The sequence below is a fragment of the Pseudomonas sp. WS 5532 genome (genome assembly GCF_012985445.1).
Lineage (GTDB): Bacteria > Pseudomonadota > Gammaproteobacteria > Pseudomonadales > Pseudomonadaceae > Aquipseudomonas > Aquipseudomonas edaphica.
Map to the genome: position 1 here is coordinate 23,450 of NZ_JAAQWK010000039.1, position 8,536 is coordinate 31,985.

Here is an 8,536-nt window from a genome sequence, read left to right on the forward strand (position 1 = left end):
GCGTTCCTTTTTGGAGTCGGTATTCAGCATCGCTCAAGCCAACGAAGGCCGGGGCGTGTGGTCTTCAAAATCCTGAACCAGCGATTTCTTTTGAATTTCGGCTAGACGATGTCGTGTGTAATCAACCTGGACACCGGTGACTTTGTAGAAATTGCCTAAGGCAGAATTCACCAGGCGGTACTGATCGACGGCCCCTACTTTCCGGGTCTGGAGCGAGTCGTAGCCGTCATGGATGATGTCGTCGAGGAACTGCTTGGCACTTTTGACTGCCCCGTTGTGTTGGTACTGCGTCTGTTCAAGGGTAGTGATGGCATGCGTCAAAACTCGCTCGGCTTCCTGCTGCAGGAGCACAGCCTCACGACGCTCTCGCTTGACTCGCTCCATTTCCAGTGCCTGGGCTGGTGTGTAGCCCGCCCATTCATAGATGGACGTGGTGATAGCCGATGCTGTTGCTGGCAGCTTGACGCCAGTCATCTGTGTGAAAAACTTCTTGGATAAATCGTTCTGGCCCCTCGGCCGCGCTAACCACGAAAGGAAATGGTCAATGTCCTTGTCTACCAACGCGATCGCAAATGCACGGTGCATCCTGCCGGGCAGTCCGTTATGCCTATCCGGATCATTAGCACGCATGAACTCGGCGTAATGGCGAGCGATGTCATCAAGGCGAGAGCCCTCAACAGGTCGAGCAGATTTGGCTTGGAGCCACGCTACTTCCGTTTCCAGTACTGTCATAGCGTGGGTGAGTGCGCTTGTTGCGTCCCAAGCCCGACCCAATGGTGTGCTGACTGCAGCGCCGCTCTGCAACTGCACTTCAAATGGGCACTCTGGGTCCCCCAAGCTGAGCGCGACGGTATGGCTATCCTTCCAGATGAGGATGAGATCCGCCGGCAAACGGACTTCTTGCGGTGCAATACGCTGACTCGAACCCTTTGCTGAAAAGCGCTCCTTTAGGGCTTCAACAGTTGCAAGGTTGTCGCCGCTCGGGCCAAAAAGTTTTGTGAATGATTCGGGATCAACGACAAATTTAGGTGAGTCCTGATGCTGTTCCTGAAGCGCTCTCTGGTAGTAGGCTCGGCTATGGTTCAGCTCCCTTACTGCCCAAGCGAAGCTGTTGGGTAACGTTGTCTTGGGGCCAGACGTTCCGCTGATTCGGCACGGGATATAAATCCCAGGCGATTGGTACTCAACGATCATGAAAAAAGGGAGCGTTCGATCAGCGAAACGAACCTCATACGAGTTCAAGTCCAAGGGCAAAACCTTGAACTCAGATGCCTCAATTTCCTTCAGTTGTGCGACCGTCTCCGCGCCGGCGTTTGATTGCCGTATCGACTCATTGATCTCGGCGATGAACGCCAGGCTGTCGAAACGATGCACGTCACTTCTTTTCGAGTCGATTGCGATTCTAAGCTCAGATTGAGTTGGACGTTTCAGCCACGGCTCGCCGAGCGGCACCCATTCTTGATTGAAGTAAGCCCGGGCCCAAGTCCGGTCTCCTTCTCCTTCACGGATGCGAGGATCGTACTTCGACAAAGTACGTTTGATTAGCGAAACGGGTACGTCATCAACCACAAGGTGGACTGTCGCCCCATCCAGCAGATCTCCGGCTTTTACAGAGGGGACGACAGCTGTAGTGGATCCGACGTCGTTGCCGTTTACGGCGCGTTCAAGCTCGGCGACTTCAACAGAAGTGAGGTAGTTTCGCGCTCGTTCACCAGGTACTACAGCACCGTCAGCGGTGATGACGACGTCCTCGCTGACCCTGACATCACCTCTCAGGATGCTGCGAGCCCCGAGCGCATCTTCCTCAATTGGTTCACCGGCATCGTTATTCCCGACCAGGCGCCATTCACGTTCGTTTCCGCTGGCCCTGTACATGAGATTATCGTGCAAGTTTTCAAGGGCTTCTTTTTCTGTCACGCCGGCGCCGATTACTCCGGCGTGGTGCTTGCCAATGACTACGGCTTGATAAATTCCGTCTTTGGCTGAAAGCGAATAATCGGGCAAGATCGCCTTGATAGCCCATTCTGCCATCTCTGACGCTGCTTTGACCTGCTTCGGGGTAGTGACGCTGCCTCCGTTCGAGGCTATTTGGCGCTGTTCACGTACTATCCGGCTGCCAAAATGAAAGACAGCGTCAAATTTACTGTCGAAGCTTCTACCGCGGGTGGTCAGCGCTTCGAGTCTTCCTGCGTGTGATCCTTGGTGATGCCGAGTCTCAATTGCACCGTACCAACGGCCATCCACCTCCATCACACTGATTGTTGCAATCGCCGCCGCCGGCGGATGCCTGTCTGCCATGCGTTGAGTTGATTCGAAAGTCAGCGTAAAAACCTCAGCAGGCTCTTCGGACTGAGCTTCGTCGGTGGGCCGAGTGTCGCGATGGCCAATACCTTGATGGATTTCATCTGCGGTGAGATTGTTGTTTTCGCCTTGGACGGGCATCACCAGGGACACCAGCTGACCATCAACCGTGGCGTGAATCACTGAGTTTTCGTTCTTACTCTCAAGCTCCCATGTGCTGTTGATGGAGAATTTCGCAGCAGGATGCTTGCTGACGATGTATTCGTAATACAGCTTGTCCATAGCGACCATCCGGCCGGAAGGACGGCTGAATAGGACAACATCGCGATCATCATGGTGCTGTCGATGAATGAAGCGTGGCTGGAGAGTTTCCGGATTGTCCATTTTGAGGAAATGGGAAACATCCGGGCGCTGGTCCAGTGGTTTTTGAATGTAGCTATTGCATTCAAACTGCTCAAAGCCAGGGTAATGGGGCTCGCCCAAGTCAACCATATGCCTGTTCGTCCAGCATGGTTGGTCGCCTAATCGAACTCGTGACCACCCATACCGGCTTTCAAACCAATCCGCGCTAAAACCAATTTTCTCAGCCGCGGGCTTGGAGGTTTGGCCTACTTGAAATAGCTCATATTTATCCCAGTCGCGTTGCGCACCAGGTGCTGGGGAATTTGTTTGGGGCGAGCCCACGGAATCGCGGGAATTGATATCAGCGCCGTCGGCCGGCGCACTTGCCTCGTGGAGCGCCCGTTGCTCTTTGGCAAAGCGAATGGCTTGAGTTCGATCAAGTGCTTCAACCGTTGTAGGAAAGCGCCCGTCTGTAAACGCAACGAAATACTCGGCAACCTGCCCGGAGCGTCCGTACTTTTTCACCTCGTGCGGTTTGACTGTGCGTCCAGTGCCAGGACGTTTACGCGCAGTCTTGACCGTTGCATTACTTGATGTTGGAGCATCTACACCAGCAACGTCTGAGGTAGGCGAATTGTATGCAGGATCATCTGCTGGATCGAACAACTGAGGGTATTCGGCAACCACCTCTAGGGGCACCGCCTTATTCTCCGAAATAGCTTTGAGAACGACATCCAGATGCTGAACCCGATCCTCCAGAGCCTCTTGGGCAATTTTCTCCCCCGCGTTTGCTCGTGCTGTACGCCACTCAACTACCCCATAGTTAAGGCCGGCCAAAAGTGCCTGACTCTCCGATGGTTCAGACAAGGAGGAAAATTCCTGACGGGCCTGGTGCCATTCAAGAGAGGTCATCTGCCAAGGTGCTTTGGCAGAATCGACATCACTTCCGAGATGCGGAGAAGGGGGAGGGGGCTCTACTGCAATCGGTAACTCTGGCACATGGAAAATCTCTTCCATGTCCATTGAGCGCGAGATTGCGTTAGGGAAATGCTTCTGAATTTCTTGAAGAGTAAATCGCAGATCCTGGCGGGAGTAATTCAATCCCGCCTTGGAGAACCCCATGCCGATTACGGATTCGGGTATGACCGAATCACCCAATGGCCGAAGGAGCAGAACCTTGCCCCCTGGGACTTGTTGAACATTGAGGGCAACCCCATGTGCGGATAAATCGACCCAGATGGGCATTCCTCACCTCATAGTCAGCTGCGCCTCCGTTGCGAAAAGAAGTGCTTCAAGAGGCGCTCGAATTCGTTGGTCTTATCAGCTACCTGAGCGATGGTCTCAAGCTCAGCCAAGGCGGCTGATTTGCTGCCATATTTCTCCTGCAGCTGCTGGAACATTTTCTCCATCTCCGTTTCCGGCAGATGTTTTTCAACGTTCTTTTTTGTTGCGTCCATCAAATGAATCAACGTCATTTCAGGTGTTGCGCAGTGCATTTCGAAGGACCCTAGCGGATCTTCAAATGTCACGACTTGGTACATCCGTACATCATCAAGCTTGGGGTGGACCATGCTCTGTACAATCAAGCAATCGCCACCATAAGGAGCCACCACCTTTTTGTACGGGTAATCCCCTCCAACAAAAATTCGGCCACCCACAGGCTTGCGAAACCAAGCGGTCGAGTGGGTCAAGGCGGCGCTACGGAAAAAATACTTCGCCAGGCGAATCCCGTATTGCTCAAATAAAGCGTCGACATCCACACCCGCTCGGAAGTAGACCCCTTGGGCAACGCGAACGATTTCTTTGTCGCGTTTACACGCATACGCCTCGTGCTTGTCGGTGTTCAAACCGACGATGAAGACATCATGTCGCTCGTCCATCACTGGAAAACCATCATATTAATAATCGGATTTATAATCAAACGAAAGTAAAAGGGGCGGCTATTCATGACGCTACCTCTGGCTCGGGGAGCAAATGCGCGTATATCTGGGTCGTTGCAAGATCTTCATGCCCCAGGTTCTCCTTGATTTGTAGCACCGGTACGCGTTTGGCGAACATGACGCTGGCTGCGGTGTGCCGGAGCAGGTGTGGCCCCCGACGTCTTACCTTCCCATCGAGGCCTGCCATTCTTATGTGCCTGGTCACTTGTTGATAGACAAGAGACCCCGTGAGGGGCCTTCCCGTCCGAGAGACAAACAGAAAATCGCTTTCCTGTTCCAGCCATGCCAATAACGCTTGTCTTTCCTGAAGCCAAGCAAGCACGGAGGTTTTCACAGCGTCGTCGTGATTGAAGATGATTAGACGTTCCTTGTCTCCCTTGCCGACCACTCTCAACCTTCGATAGTCAAGGTCAAGGCCACTTAGGCGTGCCGTGCAGATTTCCTCATTTCTTAGACCTGTGGCTAACGCAAGAGCTATCAATGCTCGATCACGCAAAGCTGCAGATCCTGTCGTGTTTTTCACTGACTCAAGCAAATCTTGTTGATCGCGCCAAGAAAGCACCACCGGCAATCGGGTAGGACGCTTGCCCCCGGCGGGCCTGCCTGCTGAGTCTTTGACCTCATTTAGTAATACTTTCACTGGATTTTCGATCATGACCTTCGTTTCGACAAGCCAGTGCCAAAAAATGTTCAGCGCCGAACAGCGCAGCGTCTGGTAGGCCTTGGAGTAGGCCTTGCCTGTTTCATTGTTCCTCGAAACGAATCTGCGAATGGTGCTCGGCTCAACAGGACAAGGGAACGTATTACCTGTCTCCTGGTCGATATAGCCCAGAAAAGCAGCTGTGACCGACGAGTACACCCTACATGTTTTGCGGGAATAGGGATTGCTGAAGGCGGTGGCCAACCATCTCTCGAAAGCTTCAATTCTGTTTGAGTGACTGGTCACGGATAATTTGCCAAATATGGTGTATAAATTTGCTTTCTATTCAGGTACAGAGTGCCTATATGTTTCGGCTAGGCGCTGGTAAACTATAAAACAATGCAAGTCAAAGCCACAGAGGACCCTATATGCAAACGATGACTTCGGCCCTTAAATCCCTGATAGCGCAGGTGAAGCAAGGTCCAGTTATGGGTAACTCTCAGTCTGCAAGCTCGCCAGGAAGCGTTAAAATTTCCGAGGTTCGTCGCGCTGCAGAAGACGCCAAGGATACGCTGAAGCTGAGCTACCGCTAAGCACAAACCGGGCCTTATAGAGCTTTTTAGGTCATAAGGGCTACGGACAAAAGTCTACAAAAAAGGGGTGTCAGACCTACGGTTTGACACCCCTTTTGGCTATTTACTACATGATAGCCTAACGCCACAATTATCAACTCGCCAATCGTGGTCCGCCGTAACCTTGACGCCAGAGAAATCAAAGTAACAGAGATCGCTTATTTCGTAGTCACGATCACCAACACTTTCATCAGGATAAGCTTCCGCTAGTTCAGTGACATCCACCCGCTGCACTGCAAAATGAGCTGAGCTAGGCGGGCTCAAAACGGCACCTGTCAGCACATCGAATTGAAACTCCCCCATCTCGCACAACCCCACTGCGCTTGTTCTCCCTTGTCGAGCAGCCATTGACGGAAGCAGTCCGGAACTGATGATTGCTACTGCGCCCGCGGGCGTTACAGTGACCTCAGGCCAGGATCCTCCAAGTTGATTAGCAACGGAGCGGCCGGTGCGCTGGGCATAGCCTTGCATAACCATGTAAGCGAGTGTCTCCGCTGCATGATTTCCATCCGGGCCTCGGGTGTCTCCCCACTGATAACCCGCCGTCCCGGTCTGGGACCCGAGAAAAATCCTCGCCAGCTCAGAGAGATCAGGTGATACGGTCACACCAGGAAGCAGATTCTTGACTTGGGTTTCCGCGATCGGACGGGCTCCGCCCGAGCCCGGATAGGTTCCCCAAAACACATGGAGACTGCCCTCCAACAGGTTCGGTGATGCAGACATATCCAAGGCCGCGCAGATCGGCACTGGACGGTGCCCGAAACCATCAATAGACAGACTGATGTATTTGGGGGCTTCAAGGGTCTTTTCAGCTGATACCACCGCCGGCGCTGCGCCTTGTTTGAAACCCGCAGAAAGGGCCCGAAATAGTCGACCTGAAAAACCTCCATGGCGATCGTCAAGAATCAACCTGTCTTCGAAGGCCACCAGCGCACGCAGCACCTCCTCGGCCTCTTTCTGACCAGCGACATCGCCTCGATGCTTCTGCGACTCCACTTCCTCCAAAGCTCCGGCAAATGGATCTGTTGTGTTGAAGACCAGGTGCGAAACGCGGTAGGCCAAAGGCCAAGAGTTTTGCTTCTCGGTTTCGGTAAAATTCAGATCAGTTGTAACCCGCCAGAATTCTTCCAGGCTGGCAATGGAAGGATGCGTTTTGAGTAACTGCGCACAGCCTTCGGAAGGGGCCGCGGCTGTGGCCAGAACCTCCGCCGGCCATTTTAATAATGCAGCTTCTTTGGTGAGCATGGCTCCTCCTGAGAACCGTTGAGCAGAAGACCCAACGGCATCAGCTGTTATGGTCGAAGGCTATCCAGTTCAAAATCGGGCTCGAAATCGAAGTCGGATGCGTCAAAAACGTCTTCCGGCGCACCTGCCGAAACTGCAGCGGTCATTTGCGCTTGGTGCTCGGCTTCAAACTCGTCTCGAAATTCTGGATGAAAGCTCAGCACGTACCGTGCGATTTTCTCTGCGTCCCGCGCCGCTCTGAAAACCTCTTTTTTGTCGCCGCGCAAGATCTCCATGTAATGCTCGACATATGCAGCGTGGCCATCAATCGCTGCAGGTAGTCCGAGCCGCATGCCGATCATCGCGCTGGCCATCTCCGCTCGAAGCTCTTCCCGGGCGTACTCATCTGATTCTCGACTGGTACCGAACTCGCGAGCCATTCGTGTTTCATGGCCAGTCCAATGTGCAAGTTCGTGCAGCACGACAGAGTAGTACTCTGCATCGGAGGTAAAGGAGGCACGGTCGGGCATGTACACCTTGTCCTCAGATGGTGAGTAGCCTGCCCGGCGGTACCCATGAACGATCTCAGCACCCGAGGCCTCGATTATTTCCTCCGAGATCTGCACTGTGAGATCAGTCAGTACTCTCTCCGCAGTTGTAGTGCGATCCAGATCCGGCGCGTTGTCCATCTGACTGAGGTTGAAAATGGTGTAGCTGCGTAAAAGCGGGATGGTTTTGACTTCAGGTTGCCCTGTGTGATCGAGCTTCCCGGTCTCTCGCTGCAACGGCTTGTAGAAGTAGATCTTGGTTCCCTGTTCCTTAGCCCGGACCTGCCAGGTTTCAGCTTTCGCGGACTTGTAGGAACACCACCGCTGATCCTGGAAACCTTGGGAAACAAGCATCAAGACGTTGATGCCGTGATAGGGCTTATTCGTGAGTGCGTTGACTGGCCAGCGAGGAACGTTGTCCCAGCTTCTCTGCCACGGCGCAGTACCTGACTCGATCGCCGACAGAATGTTGTCAGTAACTTCTTGATAGTGATCCCGAGGCGGATCACCTTTGACCCAGCGCTTTCTGGTAGGTCGCTCGCCTCCAGACACATCAAGTGGGTCATTGGCGCCAAGTGTTCTACTTTGGGTCGGCTGGGGTAGGGGCTGGACGGGTAAGGATTTGCTGATCTGATCATAATTTAGTGCGGGATCAAGCCCGGAGACAGGCATAACTCCTGCAACCACTTGAGAATTCACCTTGACGTGTATCAACACCGTTTTGGCGTCATCTGCGTCCCAATCCGGCGATATTACGTATTGCGCTGTCGGATATTTTTGCGCTAGGGAAACTCTGAAAAAGACTTTCTGATTTGGCAAAATACCGCGACCCCACCCACCGAGTTTCCCGATGAAGCAGATGACCTTCGCCGACGCCGAGTACGCTGGCAAGCGCAAGCAAACCCGCAC

The 8,536-nt window shown here is 53.3% G+C and carries 5 protein-coding genes; all 5 read right to left on the reverse strand.

Annotated features, from left to right (window positions below; translation table 11 throughout):
* Window positions 1-33: 33 nt before the first annotated feature.
* The gene (locus HBO23_RS32945; RefSeq protein ID WP_170040919.1) at window positions 34-3,888 is read right to left on the reverse strand and encodes a hypothetical protein; all 3,855 of its coding nucleotides are present in this window, start codon (window positions 3,886-3,888) and stop codon (window positions 34-36) included.
* Window positions 3,889-3,902: 14 nt separating this feature from the next.
* A complete protein-coding gene (locus HBO23_RS32950; protein WP_170040920.1) occupies window positions 3,903-4,523 on the reverse strand; it encodes a hypothetical protein in 621 nt (206 codons plus the stop codon).
* A gap of 64 nt (window positions 4,524-4,587) precedes the next feature.
* Window positions 4,588-5,487, reverse strand: coding sequence for a tyrosine-type recombinase/integrase (locus HBO23_RS32955; protein WP_186354826.1), 900 nt, complete (start codon window positions 5,485-5,487; stop codon window positions 4,588-4,590).
* A gap of 428 nt (window positions 5,488-5,915) precedes the next feature.
* Window positions 5,916-7,100, reverse strand: a complete 1,185-nt coding sequence (locus HBO23_RS32960; protein WP_170040922.1) for a hypothetical protein — start codon at window positions 7,098-7,100, stop codon at window positions 5,916-5,918.
* A gap of 47 nt (window positions 7,101-7,147) precedes the next feature.
* Window positions 7,148-8,536, reverse strand: a 1,389-nt coding sequence (locus HBO23_RS32965; protein WP_170040923.1) for a zincin-like metallopeptidase domain-containing protein, incomplete at its 5' end; no start/stop codon positions are given.